The sequence below is a fragment of the Saprospiraceae bacterium genome (genome assembly GCA_016719615.1).
Lineage (GTDB): Bacteria > Bacteroidota > Bacteroidia > Chitinophagales > Saprospiraceae > Vicinibacter.
This window is the reverse complement of record JADJYQ010000001.1, coordinates 1195566-1220640: the sequence shown is the minus strand read 5'-3', so window position 1 is coordinate 1220640 and position 25075 is coordinate 1195566. Positions and strand designations below refer to the sequence as shown.

The following is a 25075-nucleotide window of genomic DNA, read 5'->3' as shown; positions in this document are numbered from 1 at the left end:
CTATCAGACTATCAGACTATCAGACTTCTTCCAACATCCCTTCCTCCTCATCGCACCAACGTCACCTCCCCTTTCTTCATTTTCTTTCCCGCTCCCGCAATTTCATAATGCACAATATATGGATATACACCTGGTATCATGAAACGATCCTGGCTTCTTCCGTCCCAGCCTTTGTGTTTATCATTTGATTCAAATAGCTGATTGCCCCAGCGATCGTATATCTGCAACAAATAGGATGTCATCAGTTCGCAGTTGACAGTTGGCAGGAATAGGTCGTTGATGTTATCGCCGTTGGGACTAAATACATTGGGCAGGTAGATGTCTTCACGGATTTGTGATATGCTTAAACTCAGTTCTGCGGGCACAACACAAGGACCTGGCGAACTGATCGTAAATTGTGTGATGTCATTGGACTTTATTCTGACCAGACTGCAGGGGGGATCCAAACAATCGATTTGTGAAGCGGGAGTCCAGATGTAGTTGGCAGCTCCACCTGCTTTGAATGTAATTTCTTTGCAGGGATCGATGATCGTATCGCCGGTAACTGTAATGATTTGTTTGGCTAAGATCAACACTTCCATGCTGTCAAGCCATTGTTTGCAATCGTCTGCTGCCTGTAGGTAGAGTCTCTCTTTGCCAATCCCGCTTGGATAAAAATTTGTGTTGAGACTTTCTGGATGATCAAAATTTCCCTGAGCTGATTGCCACTGGAACTTGGCATTGCCTGTAAACGTTCCATTTAATTTTAGGATCTCGCCTTCGCAGATTGTGGTATCAACTCCGGCATTTAAGCTGGTTGAATTGCCCGGTTTGATGGTCAGATCTATGTTTAATGTGCTGTCACAACCACTTACATTCGTTAGTAACTGTTTATAAACTCCTGTAGATGTATATAAACGGTTATTGATGACCGCAGAATCACAATGGGTTTGGCTCAGTGTGCCGATTGTGCGATTGTTTATCTTCAGATCCAATGTAAGAATACTATCGCAACCACTAACATTTGTTAGTAATTGACTGTATACGCCTGTTGCGGTATACAGCTGATGATTGATGATCGCTGAGTCACATGTCGTTTGACTGAGCGTCGCTGTCGTAGGTTTTAAGATGCCGATCTCCAGTTGCAGGATACTATCGCATTGAGCTGCATTCTTTAGGACTTGAGTATAGATTCCGCTTTGGGTGTAAAACTGACCGTTGACTTCAACAGAATCGCATTGTTGGATAGACAGATTTTCTGCACTGCTTTTTGTAATTTCAATTTGCAAATTGATGATACTATCACAGTTGTTTACATTGACCAATGTCTGTTTATAATTGCCAGACTGTTTATATACTTGTCGGTTTACTTCAATCGAATCACAGGATTTGTAACTCAGGTCTGCACTGCTGCTTTGTTGTCGCGTAAAATCAATTGTCAGTATACTATCGCATTGGGCTGAATTTTTTAAGACTTGAGTATAGATTCCGCTTTGAGAATATAGCTGCCCGTTCACCTGCACTGAATCACAACTTTTTAATTTTAATGCTTCCGTTGAACTTTTTGATAAATTTAAGATAATGTCCAGTGTACTGTCACATTGATTTACACTTTTTAACAATTGCATATAATTACCGGATTGTTGATAGCTGATTCCGTTAATTTCAGCACTATCACAAGCCGTCCATGTGATCTGACCGGCGGTCTTTGTAAATACATTTAATTCGATTTGCAGCGTGCTGTCACAGCCATTGGCACTGCTGAGTGTTTGTGTGTAGATGCCGGACTGGGTATAGGTCGTTCCATTGATCGTGGCTGAATCGCAAGTCGCATGTTTGTAGATTGTGACCTTGCTATTGGGGATATTGATAAATACATTTATGATGCTGTCGCAGCCATTTGTACTTTGATGTTTTAAGGGATACTGACCGCTGGTTTTATAAGTCTGCCCCAGATACAACACCGAATCGCAGTCAGTCAAATACACACTATCGGTATAGCTTTTGTGTATGCTAAGATCCAAAATTAAAATACTGTCGCAACCAGCTGTGTTGCTAAGTAATTGGTTGTAGATACCGGTGGAAGTATAAACAACTCCGTTGATACGTGCAGAATCGCAGGCACTACTCACAAGTCTAACACTGCTGCTTTTGGGTATATCCAGTTGCAGATTCAATACACTATCGCAGCCGTTTGCACTGGTCAACAATTGACTGTAATCGCCTGTATTTGTATAGAGCTGACTATTGATGCTGATCGAATCACATTTTCTCAAGGACGTATCCATTTTGCTACTTTTATGGATCTGCACTTCCGTGGCAATGATACTATCGCAGCCGACTTGGTTTTTTAAGTGCTGCGTAAATGTAGCAGATTGATTATAGCTGTTGCCATTAATCATGATTGAATCACAGCCACTAAGTAGTATATCTGTTTTACTGCTTTTTGCAATGTTGATCTCCAGGTTTAATATACTATCACAGCCAAGCTTGGTAAAATACTGCTGCTGGTAATTGCCCGATTGATAATAGATCTGGCCATTAAACTCAACGGAATCGCATTCATTGAGATTTATTATCGTCTGTGAACTTTTTTCAATGGTGAGATCCAGCTTTATAATACTATCACATTGATTTGCATTTTGCAAGATCTGCATATATGTTCCGCTTTGATAATAACTCTGCCCATTAATATTTACCGAATCGCATTCCATTTGTTGAACCGAGGATGAACTGCTCTTAGATATATTTAGTTCCGTAAATACCAAACTATCGCAACCAAACACATTGGTCCATAACTGGGTGAAGGTATCGGATTGAGTATAAGTTTTGTTGTTGATGGTGACGGAATCACAAAGCCTCAATCGGATACTATCCTGACTTCCCAGCGCTTTGATCTTATTGATCGTATCGCAGAATGTTTTGTTGCACATGGCCATCGCCGTTCCCAGTCGTACTTTGACCTGTACATCTACACAGTATTGGAACTGCACTGAATCAACTAACAGTCGTTCGTCTACAGACAAGGTCTTTTTTAGCGTATCCGTTTTGCGATACCATTTGTATTCATATTCGTAGCTCTCCCCTGCTTCGCAGGGTTTTACAATTTTGATATTGGGGTTCAATTCTACTTTACCGTTCATGCAGGCAGCTTTCCAGTCGGCTCCAATGTCCACATTCACAGCAGTGAGCCGGATCGAACTATCGCATTTGTAAGGTTCTGTGAATTTTGAAAAGTCGATGATCTCTTGAGTGCGGCAAGGCGACCAGCGCCGACCCATCGCATCTACATAGGGTACATTGTTGCAAGTGATGTAATACACATCCGGAGGTTCGGGTTTGGGCAGCACCCGAAACTCAACAACCGAGTCGTAGGGACAGCAAACGGCATCCGTAAAGGTTTCCCGGTAGATCCCGGATGTTTGAATGAGCTGCGAATGCCAGCGATAAGTGCCTTGGGCGGCAGTTTCAGAACAAAGTGTACGCAGGGTGCCGTTCCGATCAGCATGGCGACGCACTTTGACCGTAGTGCAAACAGGTCCTTGCTCCAGACAAATCGCTCCATTGTGTGGATTGCCTACTGTCGCGCTCACACACAATCTGAAATCGCCCGCTTGGGGAAAATCCAGTTTGAGATCCGGTTTATTCGTTCCAACTGGAGCTCCATCCAGGGTCCATTCAAAATGAGCTGCTTGGCAACCACCAGGATCCACAAAAAATGAATAATCGCAATAACCTTCGCATACGGGCTCAATGATGCCGCTTGCTTTATTGTTGATCGGGCCTAATATTAAGTTGGGTGGATTGCCGCCAGAGGTGGAGATTGTGAAGTCGCATTGATCGTCACCATGATCCAATGTTATATAATAAATTTTGCATGCTTGTAAGTTCATTGTATAACTCATTGAGTTATTTTCTTGAATGTATCCTGGCTGACATAAAATTTCTTCATTACAATTGCAATCACCCCAAAAACCAGGACAAATACCAAAACCAGGGAAATTTGCAATTGGACAATTTCCAACACTTAAAGTAATAGTAACGCTTCCACCAGTACTAATAAATGCAAGCCAGGATCGTTGATTTGCGCCTCCTTGTGCACAACCTGGCCAACAAGTACTCAATGTTGTGCTACTGGTGATGCAACTATAACCATTCAGCTGATTCAGCGAACAAAAAGGAATCGTTTCTTCACAGGTTTCGGAAGTAGGAGGAGTACATTGAGCATAAATCAAAACACTGCAACAAATTAGTATTAAAACCAAACATGGTTTCAAAATCATACAATAAAAGTGCTTTTGAAACAACAAGTTCATTTGATGCAAATAAATTTAAAACTATTGCTATAGGCGAACATAAATTCTAAATGCAAAAAACCTAGACCACTCCGTATGGAATTCAATTGCATTGGATTGATCCATTTACTTCCGGAATCAACAATATTGCCATACAAATCTGAAATCCACCAGTTTTGAATATTCTGAATTGGGCCAATTAATTCCAATTCATTTGGACAAGATTTGTTTTAAGTTTGATATCTAAACTTAACCCATCAAGCTGATTTTTAGTTTGGACTACATGCTGTGGCTTTGTTTTTACCAACAAAGCATCGTGGTGTAATACCGCATTGAAATTGACATCACTGTACATAGAAGTGCCGTACATCAATAAACCCTGGTCTAAAGTTTTTGTCAAACCATAACACCCAAAATCAGTAAAGTAATTTTTTTGACTTGAATTGCCATTTCCCAATCGACTGATAAAATTGTAAGACTCTTGATTTGTTATACTTCCATTTGAATCGATGGTAAAAATGGCAAGGTCAGCGCCTCTGGGATCATCGGGGTCGCAATGTCTTACATAAGCACCAACAGACGCCGATTGATCGTCATTGAGCAGAACACTGCAAAATCGCTGATTGCAATACGGCTGTTGAGTGTACAAATAGGATTGTAAGATTTTTCCATTTAAATCAGCAATTAATAATGCTGCAGTATTGCCATAATTTCCGACAAGATAGATGCTGTCATTTTGGACAATAAAATCTCTGATACTTCCAAATACTTCTACGGGTGTTTGTATCCATTTTATTTGTGCTAAACTATCCATTCTGTAAAACTGGAAGCCATACTTATCGCTTGCAGCCGCACTACAAATAAAATCTCCATTTGGCAAAGATTTAATAGCGCGAATGCCGCGATCAATGGTGAATGTCTTTGCATATTGGAATTCAAATGCTTCATCAAAATATAAAAATTCATACCCTGTTGCCAAATCCCATAAGATGGCGATAAACTGTTTGTTGGCTAATTGCAACAAATGACTCAGCAAAAACTGATTGGCCTTTTGAGCTGATATAGGACTTACGCCGTGTTTGAGAAATTCACCTTCATTGTTTATTTCAACAAGCATCACATAACGCAATCGACTTATGCTATCCTGAACCTTGACTGCACACACAAATCGATCCTGACCCGTTTGGAGGCAATGATTTCCAATAAATTCTTCGGGATAATAGCTCGGATGATATGGAAGTCTTTCCGGGCGCAATAAATAAGACCCATAGGTAGAATTAGCATTATATTGTAACAATTCACCGCATTCAGAAAATTTCTGAAATACCAGAGCATTGAATATAGAATTACTAGTATTGTATCTGCTAAATCTGGATCCAAAACTGATGATGTTTTTTGTAGAATCTTCCTCAAAAACAATATCAATATAATCCTGATGGGCTGTATCATTCGATATATACTGAAAACTGCATTGGCTGATTCCAGATTGAGCCTTCATCAGGAATGCCATCAAAGCCAACACAATAATAAGTTTACATCTATTGCTTTTCATGTTATGATTTTGGTTAAACAAAACCAAAACCGGATGCAGTATATCTACTATTGTCTTAGAAATAAAATTTGCGCACACTTCACCCGGTTTCAATTCAACTCTTTTACTCCTTAATATTCACCAATTTAACGCTGGTTTGCAAATCTACAAAATTCACAAAGTAAATACCAGACTTAATAGTTCCCGGAAAGACTACGTTTCCTACAGAAGGATGTGCTGTAAACTTCCACAGGCCATCAAATAATTTTCCGCCTTGCAGATTGTAAATTTCTACATGTTGCTGCTTAGCAAATTGGCTCGCGTCGATCTTACTCAATCGTTGTTCCGAAAATCCACCTCCTGAAAAACATGTTGCCGGCCAGCCACTGGTTTGGTTCAGGTCTTGTGGGTTTTCTATGCAGTAAGTATAATTAGGGCAGTTGCGGTAAGCTGTACAAAGAGTGCTTACTGTTGGAGTTGGATCTCCAATAGGCGTATAATTTCCACTGACAGGTGTTGGAGTCCAATACAGCCCTCGTTGATATCCCGCGGGTAAACAACAGGAGTTGGCTGTAGCCACTATATATATTGGGCGATCTATGTAGGCTTTAATACATAGTACATTTGTATCCAATGTTCTTCTGATGCAACTATAATTTCCACAAGAACGTATTGAATCATATTGTACATAATAAGTCCAATAATTGCAACTCGTCGGATGCACTCGCAATGCCCAACGCCAACCGCAAGAAATATAATATGTACCACCAGGAATGGTACTATACATACATCCTGTGACTGTTTGACTACTGTTAAAATTACAAGTATCCGGAGAGATATAAGTGACCTCAACTTTAGGATTGGAAATATCGTCAACCCGATCCGGGTCAGGATCGCATTTATCTGCATCCACACAACCAATGTAAACAGTCTGAGACACATAACATGACTGACCGTTACAAAAATGAACCCACATCGTCACTTTATAATTGCCACCAAAGCAAAAATTATAGGTGAGTGGATTGGCTGTGATGTTAGACGGATCGCAGGCAATACCATAATATCCGCTACTTTCAATATCCCAAGTGATAGAGCAAACCCCTTGCGTTGGAATATTGGGTGTAAAGGTGTATTGGCAGGTCGTAGAATCTCCTGACACAGTAAATGTATATTGGATCGAACATGGAGATTGAGCAAATCCTGATTTGAACAGGAAGAATAAAATTAATATTATTAAAAGAAATTTTTTAAGTGTTAAAATATTTGAGGTTTTCATGTTGTTGTATTTAAAATTTATAAAAACTTAAGTCCATTCAATGTTGTTGAAAAAGACTAAGATTATGAACTTAAATACCTTACTAAAGGTAAGTAAAAACTTTGAATTTTAAGCTGATGGGCAATCTAATCACCTCATCAGCCCTAAACAAACGGGCGGTGTAAATTCAATGGGGTCCATAAATTAAATATTAGAAGTGATCCAATTCACTGATGATTTTGAGCGGGTGTCAATCATCTTCCTTTCCGGTTGCAATATATATATATATATATATACGAGGTATATTTGAAGCTTAATTAACATATTGTTAACAATTGTGATACCCTATTTAGTAGCCCCAATAGAGACAAATTAGATGAAAGAGGACAACACAACGATAGTGGATTACGGTGCAAAGTCTTCTTATAATGTCCTTTTAATTTTAAATCCTTAGCCTTTGACCAATTTAAAACTTACATATGTTAGTATTGATTGTCAAAAGTGAAAAATGCCTTAAAATCTAACGTTCGTTAGTTAAAAATAAATTTTGGAGCTTTACTTTATATCATTAATCTCTAATCCTTTCCCTTCAGGCTTTGACCTTTAGACTTAAGCCTTCCACCAAATCCTCATATTTCAAAAGCATCTGTTTGATATTTGAATACATGGGTTCAAGAAGCAGAGCATCCTTTACATCCAGCCATTCTGCACGTTCGATACCTTCTTCGCTTTGCAATACAAGTTTATCAGGAGTGCTGGTCTTTAAAACATACCATTTCGTACGTTTTAAGGCGCGCGATTTGTTGAACTCGCGATACAAATGCCAGGTAAGGCCTAATTTTCTGATCAACTCAAGATCCGACAGTCCAACTTCTTCCATACATTCTCTAAGGGCGGTCTGCTTTGATTTTTCTCCAGGGTCAACTTTGCCTTTAGGCAGATCCCAGATTTTTTTTCGAAAGATCATCAGGATTTTTCCGTCAGCTCTGCTGATAATTCCACCGGCGGCCGGAACCCAATTACATATGCTTTTCAAATCCTTAAAAATAAGGGAAGGATCTACGCTTTCGAGCACCACCTCTTCAAAACGATTCGATTTTTCAAGCATATCGAGGTATTGAAAAAGCGTCTTTTTATTACCTTGATAAGGCATCACGATTCTTTGCTTCGCGATTTCCATTTGTTCGAGCTCATGTTTGCCTCTGAGTACCAAGCAATGCTCATTGATTTGAATTTCGTAAATTTGCCTTCGCTTTGACATGTTATGACAATAGCCCACAAGATAGCAGATCGACTCTTAGAAATCCAAGCCGTAAAGTTAAATCCCGGACAGGCATTCATTTGGGCATCAGGCCTCCGATCGCCCATTTATTGCGACAATCGAAAAATTTTATCCTACCCCATCATTCGCCATGAACTGGTAGATGGTTTTGTAGGGCTTAGCCAACAATTTAATGGATATCAGGCAATTGCAGGAGTTGCCACGGCAGGTATTGCATGGGGTGCGCTATTAGCAGATAAATTGGGTCTTCCTTTTTGCTATGTTCGCAGCAAACCAAAAGAGCATGGATTGAAAAACCTGATCGAAGGCCATCTGGAACCCCGGTCAAAGGTTCTCGTTATTGAAGACCTCATTTCTACCGGCGGAAGTTCGATTGAAGCTTGTGAGGCTTTAAAGGCAGAAGGCCATGAAATAGAAGCCGTTCTTGCCATTTTTCAATACGAATTCCAGATTGCACAAACTAAATTTCAAGAAAAATCATTGAAATTTGAAAGTTTAAGTCAATTTTCGACATTATTGGAACGGGCTTTGCTACATAAACTCATTAATTCAAACGAATACGAAAATCTAAAAGGCTGGAACCAGGACCCAGCAGAATGGTCCAGGCAATTCCAGCTACAGCAGGCATCATTATGAAGATCATAAGCAAGAGTTCAGAAGATTTTTTATATAAATACTTAAATAATCCATCTCCCACCGGGCATGAATCGGAAGGACAAAAGATATGGTTACAATACATCAAACCTTATCTGAATGCCTGGAGTCTGGATTCCTATGGGACCCTTTATGGCATTGTAAATCCCAATAAACCATTTCGCGTTGTTATTGAAGGACATTCAGATGAAATATCGTGGATGGTAAATTATATTACCGACGACGGATTTATTTATGTGATCAGAAACGGAGGCATAGATCAAAGTATAGCACCGTCAAAACGCGTTATCATTCATACACCCAAAGGAAAAGTGAGAGGCGTCTTTGGCTGGCCCGCAATACATACCCGCAAGGGAAATGATACTAATCTGACCGCAACCCTCGAAAATATATTCATCGATGTTGGTGCTAAAGACAAGGCTGAAGTCGAAAACATGGGAATTCATGTTGGATGTTGTATAACTTATGAAGACGAGTTGTTTAAATTAAACGATAAATTTTATACAGGCAGAGCTTTAGACAATAGGATTGGTGGATTTTGCATTGCTGAAGTGGCACGACTACTCAAGAAAAACAAAGTCAAGCTACCCTACTCCTTATATATTGTCAATTCGGTTCAGGAAGAAATCGGATTACGCGGTGCAGAGATGATTGCACAAACCATAAAACCGAATCTCGCGATAGTAACAGATGTTACACACGATACCCACACACCGATGTTAAAAACCAAGGAACAAGGTTCGATCAAATGTGGACTTGGACCCGTATTGTGTTATGCACCGCCGGTACACAATATTTTTCAAAACCTCGTCATCAAAACTGCCGAAAAAAATAAAATTCCTTTTCAGCGAAATGCTGCATCGAGAACAACAGGAACCGATACAGACGCCTTTGCTTATTCTAATGGAGGCGTGCCCTCAGTACTCATTTCGGTGCCCCTGCGTTACATGCACACGACTGTTGAAACAGCAAGTATTGAAGATATTGAAAATGTGATCAGGCTGATTTACGAAGTATTACTTACTATCAATCCAAAACAAAGTTTTAAATATTTCTAGCCGAATACAAAAAGGCATTTTTAGCGCTCTGTTTTATGCAGGCTTATTGCCTTTACTTTTGTATCGCATTCAAATAATATTTCCATTTCCACCAATAAAATGGCAGGCCTATGCTTTTGTCGCAATCATTACTTTTGCGGCATACTACTACCAAAAAGTATTTTGTTTCATTCGCCATTATCCAAAAATAGATAAACCCAGTCACATTCATATTCTGGTTCTGATCATACCGATTTTATGTGCCTTATACTTTTTTATTTTTTTCGAAAAGCCTTCGCAAGTCATCATTTGTATTATCGGGAGCATTGGATTGTTGTACCACAATCATACAGCAACCTATCTTTTTAGAAATATTTTACTTCTCAAAAACATAAGTATTTGCCTGTGTTGGGTATTACTACTTTTCTTTTGCTTTCAAGAGCACGATTTTACAAATACAAAGCGCTTTTTCTATGCACTCGACTTTTTCATTATATTGCTGGCGCAAAGTTTGTTGTTTGATTTTCAGGATTCCAAGGAAGACCATGCATTTTCACATAAGACATTAAGCAACATACTTCCGCCGCATATATTAAAAGTTGGGATCGCATTTTTATTCTTGGTAAGTTTTCTCCTGCTATTCAATTTTTATACACGTCAATGGATAAAATTATCAACATGGATGATTGCAGGGATCAGTTATGGAGTTTATTTTCATTTTATTGTAAAAATTGCATTTACAAGTAAATTAAAAAGTATGATTCTAACTGATATCATTATGTTGTTCAAATAATTAACGCAATAGATCATAATTACCGTGTTGAACCTAATTCGTGATCAATTCAAACTTTCCTTGATTTGTTTGCTTTTAGCACCAATGTCGGTAAATAATTTTTGCATTGCATTTGAAATTGCTTTCATATTAGCTGCACGCTGTATTCCAAACTGGGCAGTTGTAGGAAGACTTCCCATCATACCATATCCCCAATATAATGCAGAATGACTTTTTCCTTTTACATTTACATCTTTTGAATAAATAATATTATCATTCAAATCTCTGATTGTGCATTTTAGCGTTAATTCCACATTTTGACTCCCAATTGGCACTCCAAGTAGGTTTATGGTATACAAAGTAAGTGTTGACAAAACAAACCAACCCAAACCGTTTGACAATTTCGAATTAAGTATTTCAAATTTAATTTTTCCTTTAATATTTCCAACAGCGTTAAAAAGCCTATTCTCAGAAATATACTTAATATAAGCGAGTTGATCTCTAACTCTTAAATCGTAATTATATTCCCCATCTACTTCTATCAAATTTACAGGAAAATCATTTAGCCCAATGCTCAATAGAGAATCACCCCTCATAAGTTGTGATGATTTTAAAAAATGATTTCCGTTTTGTTGAAAAATTTTATGCAAATTAGAATTCTGAGAAAGGATTGCATCAAGCTTGATTCTATCCCTTATCACTTCTGGATGAGCTTGTACAAATCTAGTCAATGATGCATAATTATGGCAATATAAAGATGGCAAAAAACCCCACCGTCCTTTATCCATTAGCTGGAAAGAATCCCACTTTGAGTTAACTTTTGGCATTTTATAATTATACTTTACAATATTAATTTCCCTTTTGTTCAAGTACCTATTAAATATATCAGCATCACCATTAGCCATAATTAATAACTCTGGACTATAATAATCAAATACACAATTATTTAATTTACCACCAGAAGCTTGAGTGACCCTGGCATAATGGTCAACTACAGCTCTAAAAGGAGATAGAGAATTAATTATTGAATAAACTTTTGGGTCGTCCCATCACTCGCCATGATTAAAATTACACTGATTAAAAATTAAAGCTCTACTAGTGGTATCTATCTCCAATTTCAAATTTGGCAACTCAAGTCTTTTGGCTGAATCTCCTTCTTCATAATTATTGTAGTTAAACCCATCACAAGATGCAACCGCAAAACAGAATATCAGCAATAAATAAACACAATAATTCATACCTAATGAATACAATTTGATTATTTTCACTGCTGCCACAAATTTTTAAAATTTTAAAAGTAACCTGAATTAAGACATTTATAAACAAGAAAACGTATGCAATTTCGAAGAACTACCTATCCCCTTAAATATCATTGGACCCAATTTAATGGAAATTGCATTTTTCCCTTTTAATTCAGTACAAACAGTAGCAAGTTCCCCAGGTTAAAAATTAGGACAATTTAATATTTTTCTTTACGTCACACATCATCGTACCTGGAACCAAATTAAAACTAAATAATATACTGTCGATCCTTAGGCTCATATTACTTTTTGAAATTTCCATTATTACACCACTTGAAATCAATAAGCCTTTATGTGTGGCTTGCCCTTTACCCTTCATGAATGCATCAGACAATGATCCAGTTAGCCCAAGCTTTATTTCTCCAAAAATTCTACATGATACATCCAATACATACTGGTTTCAGTGATACCAGAACCAGACCAAACTTGCCCAAACAGTAAAAATTGATTACTAAAAAAGCACAAGAGCGTAAATGTAGATACTTTATAATTAATCTTGTTCATAACTTATTTTTATCAAAAATTAATCATTATCGAATAACAGTTACAGTTCCTTTAAAAATTCTTTCCGTTAAATTTACAAATTTTATTTTAGCAATCCAAACATAAGTTCCCTGCGGTACAATATCGTTCTTATATACACCATCCCAGAATTCCTTTGGTTGCTCATTTTCTATGGACGTTGTATACCACACTTGTTCGCCCCAAGGCGAGTATATACTCAATTCATACTCCTTCAATCCTATTCCGACCGGTTTAAATACATTGTAACCTATACCATAGTCCGGAGTGAAAGCATTAGGTGCAAAAAAGGTTGTAATCCACTCAGGGTCTACTTGCTTTCCAAAAGTATCAATACAGGTATATTCGCCCATATTGTCATTAAATGCAATTAAATAAGCGAAGATTGTTCTATTCTTGTCGTACTCATGCACTGGATCTTTTTCAGATGAAAATTCGCCGTCACCAAAATTCCACGAATAACGGTCAGCGTTCAATGAAAGATTTTTGAACATTACATCACCAATAATAGACGCATTATAATCAGCTATGCAAGTAAAATCAGCTTTTGGACTTTGATATACTTTTATAACATCCTTTAATTCCAAAGTATCTTTGCAAATGTCATTAAATATAGAAATCAGTCGCACACTATAAACCCCTGGATTTGTAAAGATCACAGATGGCGAAGTATCTTCTAATATTCCAATCGTTTCAATTTCCCAAATAGATTTGTTTGAAAAATTCGATAGATTATTTAATTGAACTTCCAAATCTTCGCAACCCTTGTGTGGGGATATTGTAAAATCAGAAACTGGTTGATCATAAATTTCAATTGGGAGAACCAATGTATCAGCACATAAGTATTGGTTATTTACAATCAGCCGAACAGGATAATACCCCCCAGCCATGAACTCATGTAATGGCGATTTTTGATCAGAACGTGAACCGTCTCCAAAATCCCAATCATAATCAAGTCCACCTAAACTTTGGTCTAAAAACTGGACTTCGGACGGTGCTCCACAGAATTTTAGTTTAGTAAAAACAAATTTTGCTTGTGGCCTTGGGAATACGCTTATTTGAACAATCGAGCTATCAGATGGACATCCATTTAAGTTGGAAACTTTCAACTTTGTTGCAAAACTACCCGATTCTTCAAATTTGTAAACAGGATCTGAATCCGTTGATGAAGAGCCATCACCGAAATACCATTCAAAATAAGTTCCATACTGGCTTTGATTTTGAAAATTAATTGCCAAATCTTCACAGCCCGAATTGGTATCTGGTTGAAATTGTGCAATCGGTGACTCCAAAACTTGAATTCTTTTAGATATCGTATCCGAACAAGAATAAATATTTTGACTAATCAATTGAATGAAGATATAGCCTGCCGTATCACTTTTTAAATTGACGTGCTTTGTCACATAATTTACTCCGTTTATATCCCAATCAAAGCGAACAGCATCTTGGGAAGAAATGTTGGTTATATGAATTGAATCATGTCTTGCACAATATTTTACTTTGTCAAAAATAAAATCGCCATTAGGCCGATTATAGGCCCAAACGTTGATAAAGGCAGTATCCGAAAAACACTGCAAGGAGTCTGACACAACGAGTCGAACTTGATAACTCCCCGGCTTATCAAATAAATGCAGAGGACTCTGATCAAAACTATGGGAGCTACCATCAGAAAAATCCCAGTTATACAATAAACTGCCGGCACCACTGGCCAAGCTATTAAATTTGACCGAGAATGGGTAGCAGCCATTAATAGAATCAGCTGTGATGCTAACAGTTGGTTTTCCAAAAACCTGCACCAGACTGGAATCGACAGCAGGACAATTATCCAACTTTGAAAAAACGGTCAATTTTATTATATATGTACCCGCAGAATCGTAAATATGTTTTGGATTGGGAAAAGTGCTGGTATTACCATCTCCAAAATCCCAAAAATAACTGGCACTTGAATCAGAAAGGTTTAAGAAATTTAGTTCACTAAATTGACAAACTGATCGTTGGTGAGAAAACTTCACCATTGGAGCTGGTAAAACTCTTACAAATGCTACATCAGTATCCTGACCGCATATTTTTGCATTTAAAATAATTTTATGCAGACCCGTATCAACCAAGAGAAATGACGGTTGAACGAGATTGCTATTGTGCACTACTTGATTCAATGAATTAGTAATTTCCCAATACAATGTGGAACCAGGCGTACTCTTACTTTTTGGACTAAATAAAAACGGCTGGCAAGCTTCAAGCGTATCTAATTCAATAAATGCATGGACGTTAGCAGGTTTCACTATAATACTTTTCGCCAGTGTATCCATTCCACAGCGATTCTTTGCAATCAACCGAATCGTGTATGTTGTGATCGTCGTATCATCAATTGTAGAATAATATTGGGCTGGAGGTACAGAGTCTTTTGAAACAAATCCATTTCCAAGATCCCAATCATAATCGGTAGCTTTACCTTTTGTAATGTTAGAAAATTCTATTTTCGATGGCGAACAACCTTCATCCTGAGTTATCCCAAAGTCGACACGAGGATATGCCAATATGGTCACTGAATCAATTACTGAAATCGTGTCGCAAAGGTTTTTTACATTCAATTCAATAAAATAAACACTATCCTGAGTATTGCCATCTAAAAGATATGGGTTTGGAAAATTACCATTAATGGTATCCCCGTTAATAAACCAGCATTTCGTAATAAAATCACCATCACTTGAATCTTTAACAAACAAAGCGAATGGTGCACATCCGGTACTTGAATCAACACTAAAATGACCAAAAGGTGCAGATATGACATTTACATTAAAAATAGCCGTATCCATGCAGGAATAAACTGAATGCACAATCAATTCAATTTGATAGGTTCCCTTTTGTAGATATGTCATTTTCGGACTGTTGGATTGACTCGTAGTTCCTTCTCCAAAATCCCAAACATATCGAACAGCATTTGAAGAATTATTTATTAATGTAAATTCATTATTGATACATGGTCTGCCATCCAAACTAAACAGGGCTTGTGGCTTTGGATGCACAACAAAATTCAATTCATCAAAATAGCTACACGAATCAGCCAAATTACTATTGAAGTTATAGCGGTAAACATAAATTGTACTTGTGTCGAGCATCTTCACATCTATAATACCTTGCAAGCTATCAATAATGCCAGTGCCTGTCCAGTAACCGCCCGTAGGATTGGCTAGACTTAATATAAATAGTTGAATGCCTTCACATATACTCGTATCTGTACCCGCATTCACAATTTTTCCCAAGTCAATTATATCAAGGGTAACTGAATCTGATAATAAACACTCGGGCCCAAGATCATATAAATAGTTATAAGTATGTTGCCCTCCTTTTGCAATCGTCAAATTAACAACCCCAGTGATTGGATCTATTCCTGGTCCGGACCATCTTCCTCCCTGAGGCTGGGCAACTAAGAAATAAAACTGATTGGAGATACATACGGTATCGTTCCGCGGCAAATTTAATGCAGGCTTATCGATTAATTGAATGATGAAAGAATCCTGAACGAAACATTCATTTCTTTGGTAACTCAAATATATCGGGTAAAATCCGGGATTCAAGCTTTGAGAAACCGAATTAAAAAACGAACCTACCACGCCTGGCCCGGACCATTGAAGGATACCTCCAAGAGAGTCCACATTCAATTTTGAAATTTGAGAAAGATCCAAATCCTTATCTGCAATGCATAATTGAATGGTATCGGATAAACTAACAATTGGTAGTTTATCAACCTTAATCAAAGCAGACTTTCTGATATTACATGATCGGGAATCTTTCCACTGGTATGTCACCTGATTAAACCCAGGCAAAACTTGTGAAGGATCAAAAATTCCCAAAATCGGATCACTTATACCCTGTCCGCTCCAATCGCCACCAGGCTGAGATGCGAATAATTGTTTAGGCAAATCATTGGAGCAAAATGTATCTGTTTGTATTGTCAAATTTTCAGCAGCTTGTACATAAATATCAATTGAATCCCTACCTATGCATCCTTTTGACTTATCAAGTACATAATAGACGGTGTGAAATTGATTGGGCGCAACAAGGGATGGATTGAATGTTCCTTTATTGGAATCCATGATACCTTGACCTGACCATTTACCACCTGGTGGAAATGCTACTAAATCAAAAGAATCTGTGCTCGAACAGACTAGACCAGACAGGGTATCAATCTGCACTATAGGCAAATCCTCAACAACAATAGTGTCATAAACGGTGTAATCTCCGCAAACACTGAAAATTTTGCATGAAATGATATAAGTCCCAACCTTATCAAAAATGATGTCCGATGGATTTCGCAGAGTAGATGAATTTGGATTACCTCCCTGAAAATCCCACTGGTAGTTTCGAATGACGCTATTGTTAGTGTAAGTTACTTGAGGAGTATAATTTAAAGAATTGCAAACGGTATCTTGCCGCCATAAAAAAATGAGGGGCGATCCTGTAAATAGAATGTTCTTATTTGCTTCTTTCGGACAGTCTGCGGTACCAATATGATAGGTGTAGATTTTCCTTCCCGAAGACAGCTGACTCAAATCAATATTGCCTGCGGAATCTATTCCATTACCACTCCACCACCCACCTACCGGATTTCCAATTAAAGTAACAGTATTATTGCTTAGACAAATGGTGTCCGGTATCTTGGACAAATCTATGGGATCAGTATTCGCTACATTGACTGCAACTGTGATGCTGGTATCGCCACATGGGCTGGTAATTTGAAGGGTAATATTTCCCGATTTATAAAATTTTACAGGCTGAAATAATCTTTGATTTGAAGAAGATGGCGTACCATTTTCAAAGAGCCATGCATAACTTGTAATATCCCCTGAAGACACAAACTGTAAAATTGCCGGATTGATCACAATGCTATCACAAGACGGATTAGGCGCTATCATACTTATCTTTGGACTTTCATAAATAACTATTGTGTCCTTAAAGACATGGTCGCCACAAACATTCTTTGCTCGGAGTTCTATTGTAAAAGTTCCCTTTTGATAAAAATTTATTTTAATATCCCTACTAAAGTTATTCATCAAAGTATCCGTAAAACGCCATTTGTTAGTGTCATTAGGAGTTATAATCCATTCTGATGAAGTTGTCCAAACATTGGAACTATTGATAAAAGTAACACAAGTCGTGTCACAGCTGTTTTGCGGCATACTGGAAAATGTAAAATTTGCACGGGGAAAATCAAGCACTGATATTAACTCATTTACCTTATCAGATCCACATTCGTTTGTCGCAATTAATGTAACTAAATAATTACCTGAATTTGGAAACATTTTTGTAAAATTATTAGCAGTTGATGATGTTCCATCATGGAATTGCCATAATATTTCTGTCTCATTACAACTTTTATGACTAAATAATACATCACTATTTATACACACAGTTTTAGGAAAATCAGCAATTGCTTTAGGCCTTAACATTAAACCAAATTTTATTGTACTAGGCTGGCAACTTATTCCTTCAGTGCAATATTTAATACCTGTAAATTCCAATGTAATAGTAATGACACCATTAATGTATTTACAAAGATTCGAATCCGGAATATTATAAGTATGAGAAAATGAGCTATAGTCATTCTTAATTTCAATAGGAGATCCATCACCCCAATCTACAATAAATTCACTAAATCCTAAAGACGGGTCTGTAGTGTTAGTAAGAGTAATAATTCGACCTTCACAGAATGCAATGCCTCCTTCAATTTTCATTGAAGGGTTCTTATTTCCTACGCCACATTTATCTATAGGAAAAGGACACTTATTTTGTGCATAAGTAAAATTGCATATAAGCATTGATAATGACAATAAAAATAAATTAATTAATCTTGCTTTACTTTGCTTGGTACCAAATATTCTCATACAATTTTCTTTTAGATGGAGAAATAGAATTGATTTCACATTTTACATCACTGCTATATGGCACTTCATCTCCCTTGCCAGCCAGTTTACACGAAGGGCTTGATGCAAAATGAATTGCAAAGGTCAACTCATACGTTGCACCTAGATAATTGCGAATACCGGAAATGTTATCTGAATAGGCCAGTCCAATCGCGATCTGACTATCTTTATTAATAAATTTAGCCAACTCAAGGCTCACGGTAAACCAATCCGTATTCCAACCGGATTTTGCCTGGCCATTGAAGTGATAACTGAAACCGATTGCTGCCTGACGATTCAGAGAAAGCCGTGCACCCGCCTCCCAATATTTTAAGTTTTGTTGCTTTTGGTATAATACCATTGGTTTTAAACTAACAAAAGACCTTTTGAGATTGACCATTATAAATTCAGAACTTAAGAGAAAATTATATCGGCTTGGGATTTTCGTTTCCTGCCCAAGAATGGATTCAGAGCCCCCGGTAACACTAGAGTTTCCTAAAGAATAAAAATTGTGCATAGCAAAGCCATATGTCATATTAAATCCTCTCTTACTGTCCTTATTAAATAAGACTTGGTGTACGAAGCCAATTGTAGGCGTAAAAAACCAAAGTGATCGTCCACCGTTTGGTGGTAAGAATCCGGATTTTAAATCATTACCAAATTCGTCCTTAAAACCGTATTTCGCATCCAATTCATCAGAAAAAACCAATTTGCTGTATTCAATGGTCTTCAGAGACCATTGCAATCCAACACCCACTTTGATATTGTGATGAGACTGTCCAATCTCGAAAGGGATAGCGCCTGAACCTCTTAATCCAGCTGTATAGGTAGTCAAAAACCCTTCGCCTTCCTGGTCCCAATCCAGATTTAAACCATAATCAAAATAACTACATGGCATACTTTCCTCAAAATAGAAGGACCCTGTATGAAAACCAGCTTTACCATATTGGTTCCATTGTGATTTATATTTTAAATTAACATTAGTGGAACCCTTAAACCCGGTAAATGCAGGGTTGAACCTGCTCTCATTGCCCAAAAAGTGGGTATAAAAAGGATCTTGAGCATTTAGAACATATCCCTGAGTCAAGCATAGGATCAGAACAATTTGAAGTAATTTAAACTTTACCATATTCATTTATAAACCTTTCAATTACTTTATAATAGTTTTAAGTGAACAATTGTCAACATCCAAAGAGGAATAATTTTACAATGTGTAATTTCATATCAATCCATATTGCCATATCCAACCATCGAAGCCCAGTAAAATGGATGAGAAGTGGACTTATTGCCTAATAGCGCAAGTTTTGCCTCTTGTAAAGCTTTCGCCTTATTTCCAATTGATTGCCCAGAATTATATGAATTTTGAATAAACTTACTACTCAGATCAAACATAGCCTTGTCATTTACTTTCCATAATGTGGAGCAGACATTGTGTACCCCCGATAATGCAAAAGCGTAATTTAAACCTATCATACCTTCACCTTTATGAAGTCCGCCTAAAGCTGTCTCGCATGCACTCAGGACAAACAAATCATTCTTTAAATTGATTCCAAATAACTCGCGTACATATAATACTCTGTCTGAAAAAGCAAGATATGAGTAGTCGCCATAACTGAGATCAGCCTTCCCGTGCGTACTCAAAAGAACGATATCGTGCTTTTGAACATTATCAAAAAATAAATTTGTAGATGCCAAAGTATCGAACGCTAAAAGCCCACTCCCAATTGCATTCATAAATGCATTGGCCTCTTTACCGGAATATGCCAAAGATGAAAAATCTGAAATAGCACTGTTATTTAACAAATTAAAATCGCTTACAAAAGGTGCCATTGCAAGACAACTTAGTTTAAACTTTGATTTCTCCTTATCCTTAATTTTACTATGGTAATAAAGGTTTGATGACAATGCGTAGCAAATGGATTTACCAGCTATTAAATATTCCAAATCGAATGTAATGTTTCCATTATGAGACTTTCTCTTAATTAAGGCATCAAATGGAATATACCCTAATTCGCGATCAGGAACAATAATTAAAGCCTCGTGCAATTTGTGTTCAATTGGCAAGATAAGTTTAGAATACAAAAATTCTGATGCTTTAATAAAACTTTCAAATCCAGCGTAAATAACATGGGATGTTGTATCCTTTCCCTTCAAAATGATTCCATCTAACAATGTCTGAATATGCTCGACCATACGAAAATCGTTAGGAATCGCAAATACTTCAAAATCCATTTTATTGATTACAAAAATGTAAATGGAACTATCTCCGACAAAATATTGAATTAATGTCTGCTTCTCCAATAAAACTTTTTGAATATCCCTCACTTCTAATTTTGACTTTTCATACTTAGCTTTATAGTATTCAGGATATTCTTTTTCAAGCAGTTGGTAAAACTTTTCCTGCCTTTCCAATGCACTGTATCGTTCGATGATTTTGTTATTTATCCATTGCTTGTTTGTTTCATTTGATTTACTTAATAAATCATGTTTCCCTATCTCCAAAGAAAGTATCTCCAATCGCAGTTTTTCTTCCTCGTTTATTAATTCTTCCGGAACATTTGCAAATTTCAAAGCTTCTATATGCAAAAATGTTTCGCGCAATGTTTGCAATCTGCTTCTTTCTGCCACTTCAAAGGCTTTGTAATAGCCTTCCCGCTCTTTCATTAAATCATAAGTTCGAATGACGTTTTCATAAATATGGTAATATTTATCTGCAAACACAACTTTGGATTTAAGCGACTTTATAACTCTTTTATGCCACTCCAATATCTCCATGGCTTCGATAAACGTAGAATTACTTAATTGAAGATGCAACATACTCCCAGAATGATTATACCAATCGCGGTAAAAACTACCTTTTACAATCAGAACATCAACTAATTTTGGTAAATTTTCTATTTTATATAAGTCTACATTACTTGTTCCGGAATAATTAAAGTGTGCTAACACTGTATCAATCATGGGTTCTGCTGTATTAAACTCACCCAGAGCCCCTTTTACTTCAATTATGGCAGCATAAATAATTGCCGGTATTGAATGACCTCTATCAAAAACTTTAATTGAACAAGTGTAACCAAGTTCATAATTAGACAATGCCATCTGATAGTTTCGGGTTTTGAAATAAACTCTACCAAGCTGATAATACGCCTTTCCTAACTCCTCGTAATTACTTAATGTTTCTCCATTGGCGAATAAATCAATACCCGACTGAATTGAAATAATTGCATCATTGTAGCTTCCCATTTCGACATACAGCAATCCTTTATTAGTGCGCAATGAGATCAAGCTCATAAAATCATTAATATTCAAATTTTTAAATATACTGTCCGCCTTATTGTAAAAAGTCAGCGCATTTCCATATTGCTTACTGTTCTTATATTCAATAGCCAGATTAATATACATTTTGCCGGCTAATTGGTGTTTAACATATTTAAGGTGCTTAAATATGTTAATGCTTGTTGTATCGCAGCAATTGCCTTTTCGTGCTCCTGTCTTTCCGCGAATAATCCGGCCAAGTTTATTGTACATTGTGCCTTAGCAATTAAATCGTTAGGCTGCGTTGAATTTCCACTCAATTCAATGCCTTTCTCCAAATATTCTTTGGCTTTCGGGCTATCATCTTTTATAAAATATAATGCCCCTAAAGAAACATAGAATGGCACCATCAAAGGGCTATTAGGTGGTATTAATGTCTTATAAATATTTAATCCTTCTAAAGAATACTTAATTGCTAAATCATAATTACATCTTTGGGATTCAAGCAATGCCTTACAACTGAATATTTGTGCCTCAAGTATCCACTGTCTTTCTTCAAATTTCGAAAGAATTAATTGCGCTTCCATTAACAAAGTATCAGCAAGTAACATGTCGCCTGAAAATATGCAACATTCCGCATAAGAAAAATTCAATGAAACCCTACTCCAATGTGCGTTTGAATTTTTCGCATTCAAAAATTCACTTCCTTTCTTAAAGTGCACTTTTGCAGTATAAAAACTATCCTGTTGCCGCAAAACCCTGCCTAATCCCAACCAACAATTTGCAATTTTTACCGAATCCAATTCATCAGATTCATAATAATAATTAATCGCTTTATTAAAACTATTTTTTGCCTCATCGATTTTTCTGCTTTGTAAATAAATATTTGAAATTGAATACCAGGATTCAGCAATATCTCTCTTAATGGGCCTTGAAATATGAGTTCTGATTTTTAAGGCTTTTTCCTGAAGCATCATGGCTTCACCCAGATTTTGAATCCTTGTATAAGTATCCCCTTTAACTTGGCATATTTTTGCATATAGCAAACTATCAAAATAAGATAGAACCTCTCCTAAAAATAATTCCGCAGTATCTAATTTAAATAATGCCAATTGGTGCTGTCCGGAATTGCCCAACTTACTAGCTTCAATTAAAAAGTTTTTAGCTAATGAAGTATCTTTTAAAGCATCTCTATTCGCAGTTAATAAATGCTTGCAATAAGCTGATGCATTTAAATTCAAGCAAAATAATATCGATAAAAATGCAAATAGTACTTTATTCATATATTAACTTAAACTCATACACTATTTTACTACCACCAAATTAGTTTTAGCTATTAAAATCTTGTCCAATAAAAAATCGGTCTTTCAGGGGTCACAATTGCCAAATTACAAATATCTCCCCACTAAATATTTAGATACTTTTACAAATAAACAGGTAACATTATATTCTTAGTTTCACATTGTCATAAGCAATATCACTTTCAATGAAAAATATTAAAAATGCCTTTTCCTGATTTTAGGATAACATTAAGCAACTCCAGCCAAAATACACAAATTTGTTTATACCACATTCATCACGTAAATACTACAGCATTACTCACCGAAAACTCTTTACCTTAAAGTTATAGCAAAAGGAAATTTTCTGAGAGTCGCAATCAATTCTTCCCCAAGTAAAAAACAAAATTCAAACCTGCTACTCCTTTGTTCCCAAAAAAGGATACACTGGCTGATTCTTCATCTCCAGTTCGCTCTGTAACATTGACGGTCTCCGATCCATTGGGAGAAGATTTAACCCTGTTGACCCGTTTGTAATCTTCCTCACCACTTATTTTAATAAAGGCAAAGCCCAACTTATACTCCAAACCAATAGATATTCTCTTGCCAACAAAATAGTTTAACCCGACAAATCCATCTAAGCCAAATCCAATTCCACCCGGAAGGAATTGCTCCGTAGTTGATAAATTATAGGTCCCATTTGAATAGTATTGATCAAACGTCTCTTTCAATTTCGTTTTACCCACAAACGCAATAGGTACAGCAGCCCCTATATAAGGTGACAAGCGTTTTGTGCCTGCATAGTGGTATTCAAAACCCGGCGATATTCCGATTGAAAATTGAGTTATGGATTCTTCACGATGGTCGTAATTCCCTGTTGAAGCATCCTCCGTAGAACTATTCTTATCATTGCGAAATGCAATGGTGAGATCAGTGCGAAGGTAAATATTCTCTGAATGAACCTTTCTTACCTGTAAAATAAGACTGTCAAAATTATTTTCCCAAATAAGTCCTTTGAGTCCGTCAGCCTTGATTCCAAAGCCAAGATCACCAATGTTAGGTTTAAGTGGTTCTATAATTTTTGAAACGATATCGGGTGGTTTGGGAACTTCCGTGGTTTGTGCCTGAAGGCCGCCGAAAGTAATGAAGCTAGCAATTGCCAGCTTGGAGAGTTTACTAATTTTCATGGTTATTGATTTCATACAAATATATAAATAATAAAGAAATAATAATTCAAATATTTTTGTCCATAAATGCATTTTAGCATTCCCGGGGTCAATAATGTTTCTTGTCTTAAATGTTCAACCGGACCAATGAAACTATCAGATACTCTTTCGAATAAAGACCAACTCCGGGTCAGTCAACAAGTCTTCTGCAATAACTGACACCCCGCAATGATGTTGTTTTGAAATGATAATGGACATATTTATCCAACACTTCGTTTCATAACGGCCATAAACAATGGACACGAGGTGTCGGCAATCTTGAACCTGAAAAGCAGGATGCTGATTTTTAATCTTGCTGAGCAAAGCGCCAAAGCCGCCATACTTATGTGCAAAATACGACGCAGCCTTATCCATCGCGAAGGGAAGTATACACATATCAAAGCATACAGGTGGCATTGCTAGGATTATACTATGCTCAAGTCCATCCTCTAAACTGAGATTTATTTTCCCATGTGCATATTGAGCCAACTCCTCCATTCTATCGGTTATAAACTCATAAATAAAATCACGTGTACCCGGAGAATTTGTTAGGATTCTATTCAAATGCAAGGTCATTTGGTTTACAAATATTTGTGACTCATCGTACATCATCGTATAGAAATATAATTGAACAATAAAACTAATAATGAGCTACAGCTGTAAAGATTCGTTTGAATCCAGACTTTCAGACATATGTTGCAACCGGATCCAAAACCTCCCTTATTCAACAAGGTGAAACGATGCAATACACTAACATTTATTTGTATAAGTATGGATTGAACCGATTTCATATCAACCTATTTACAA

14 protein-coding genes are annotated in these 25075 nt (G+C 36.9%); 3 read left to right on the top strand and 11 right to left on the bottom strand.

Going from position 1 to position 25075, the window contains the following annotated elements; all coding sequences use genetic code 11:
* Positions 1–47: 47 nt before the first annotated feature.
* From IPM92_05085 to IPM92_05070, 4 genes are all read right to left on the bottom strand, one after another.
* Entirely contained in the window at positions 48–4262 is a 4215-nt protein-coding gene (locus tag IPM92_05085; GenBank protein MBK9107756.1) for a gliding motility-associated C-terminal domain-containing protein, read from the bottom strand.
* Between the two features lie 211 nt (positions 4263–4473).
* Positions 4474–5826: a hypothetical protein gene (locus IPM92_05080; GenBank protein ID MBK9107755.1), complete on the bottom strand. Its 1353-nt coding sequence runs from the start codon at positions 5824–5826 to the stop codon at positions 4474–4476.
* Positions 5827–5929: 103 nt separating this feature from the next.
* Complete coding sequence (locus IPM92_05075) at positions 5930–7081, bottom strand: hypothetical protein (protein MBK9107754.1); 1152 nt, start codon at positions 7079–7081, stop codon at positions 5930–5932.
* 568 nt (positions 7082–7649) lie between these two features.
* Positions 7650–8321 (bottom strand): NUDIX domain-containing protein, encoded by a 672-nt coding sequence (locus tag IPM92_05070; protein MBK9107753.1) that lies wholly within the window; start codon positions 8319–8321, stop codon positions 7650–7652.
* A 3-nt stretch (positions 8322–8324) separates the two neighbouring features.
* Between IPM92_05070 and IPM92_05065 the strand changes: the two genes are divergently transcribed.
* From IPM92_05065 to IPM92_05055, 3 genes are read left to right on the top strand one after another with little or no spacing between them, the layout of a single operon-like run.
* Entirely contained in the window at positions 8325–8978 is a 654-nt protein-coding gene (locus IPM92_05065; protein MBK9107752.1) for an orotate phosphoribosyltransferase, read from the top strand.
* Complete coding sequence (locus IPM92_05060; GenBank protein MBK9107751.1) at positions 8975–10054, top strand: M42 family metallopeptidase; 1080 nt, start codon at positions 8975–8977, stop codon at positions 10052–10054. Before IPM92_05065 ends, IPM92_05060 begins: the two co-directional genes overlap by 4 nt.
* Positions 10055–10112: 58 nt before the next feature.
* On the top strand, positions 10113–10826 hold the full coding sequence (locus tag IPM92_05055; protein ID MBK9107750.1) for a hypothetical protein: 714 nt from the start codon (positions 10113–10115) through the stop codon (positions 10824–10826).
* 44 nt (positions 10827–10870) lie between these two features.
* Here the strand turns inward: IPM92_05055 and IPM92_05050 are convergent, their stop codons facing one another.
* The 7 genes from IPM92_05050 to IPM92_05020 form a co-directional block, all read right to left on the bottom strand.
* On the bottom strand, positions 10871–11455 hold the full coding sequence (locus IPM92_05050) for a hypothetical protein (protein ID MBK9107749.1): 585 nt from the start codon (positions 11453–11455) through the stop codon (positions 10871–10873).
* A 1181-nt stretch (positions 11456–12636) separates the two neighbouring features.
* Positions 12637–18363, bottom strand: coding sequence for a PKD domain-containing protein (locus IPM92_05045; protein ID MBK9107748.1), 5727 nt, complete (start codon positions 18361–18363; stop codon positions 12637–12639).
* 121 nt (positions 18364–18484) lie between these two features.
* Positions 18485–19666 carry a PorP/SprF family type IX secretion system membrane protein gene (locus tag IPM92_05040; protein MBK9107747.1) on the bottom strand — a complete coding sequence of 394 codons (1182 nt, stop codon included), beginning with the start codon at positions 19664–19666 and terminating at the stop codon, positions 18485–18487.
* A gap of 89 nt (positions 19667–19755) precedes the next feature.
* Complete coding sequence (locus IPM92_05035; GenBank protein MBK9107746.1) at positions 19756–21933, bottom strand: CHAT domain-containing protein; 2178 nt, start codon at positions 21931–21933, stop codon at positions 19756–19758.
* A gap of 8 nt (positions 21934–21941) precedes the next feature.
* Positions 21942–23069, bottom strand: coding sequence for a tetratricopeptide repeat protein (locus tag IPM92_05030; GenBank protein ID MBK9107745.1), 1128 nt, complete (start codon positions 23067–23069; stop codon positions 21942–21944).
* A 374-nt stretch (positions 23070–23443) separates the two neighbouring features.
* Positions 23444–24250 carry a hypothetical protein gene (locus tag IPM92_05025; protein ID MBK9107744.1) on the bottom strand — a complete coding sequence of 269 codons (807 nt, stop codon included), beginning with the start codon at positions 24248–24250 and terminating at the stop codon, positions 23444–23446.
* Between the two features lie 135 nt (positions 24251–24385).
* Positions 24386–24880: a hypothetical protein gene (locus IPM92_05020; protein ID MBK9107743.1), complete on the bottom strand. Its 495-nt coding sequence runs from the start codon at positions 24878–24880 to the stop codon at positions 24386–24388.
* Positions 24881–25075: the final 195 nt, after the last annotated feature.